General features: G+C 60.5%; 1 protein-coding gene. It reads right to left on the reverse strand.

What is annotated here, in order from left to right:
- Window positions 1-626: MBG domain-containing protein (locus HMPREF3014_RS27105; RefSeq protein WP_177344983.1), on the reverse strand; the 626-nt coding region annotated here is incomplete at both ends.

Below are 626 nucleotides of genomic sequence, written 5' to 3' on the forward strand. Positions count from 1 at the left end.
ACATTCAGCAGCGCCTTGGTGATGGTCAGGTTGTTGCCCTGGTAAGCCAGGTCATAGTTACCGCTGACCAGACCCAGGCCACCCTGCTGAATCGCATAGTTGCCTACGTTTTCGCCGGATACACGAACCAGGCCGCCGCCATTGAGCACCGCGCCAGCGGTATCGCCGTTCTTCAGCCCGGACACCTGGTAGGTCAGTGCCGGATCGGCATCGCCATAGACCTTGGTCTTGGCATCGGCGATCACATTGAGCAGTGCCTTGGTGATGGTCAGGTTATTGCCCTGGTAGCTCAGGTCGTAGTTCGCGCTGACCAGACCCAGGCCGCCCTGGTTGATGCCATACACACCCACGTTCTCGCCAGCCACGCGACTCAGGCTGCCGCCGTTAAGCACCGCGCCAGCGGTATCGCCGTTCTTCAGGCCACTGACTTGGTAGGTCAGGCTCGGATCGGCATCGCCATAGACCTTGGTCTTGGCATCGGCGATCACATTGAGCAGTGCCTTGGTGATGGTCAGGTTATTGCCCTGGTAGTTCAGGGTGTAATTGCTGCTGACCAGGCCCAGTCCACCCTGGTTGATGCCGTACACGCCGACGTTCTCGCCAGCCACGCGGCTCAGGCTGCCGCC

This window comes from Pseudomonas sp. HMSC065H01, from assembly GCF_001815235.1.
GTDB lineage: Bacteria > Pseudomonadota > Gammaproteobacteria > Pseudomonadales > Pseudomonadaceae > Pseudomonas > Pseudomonas aeruginosa.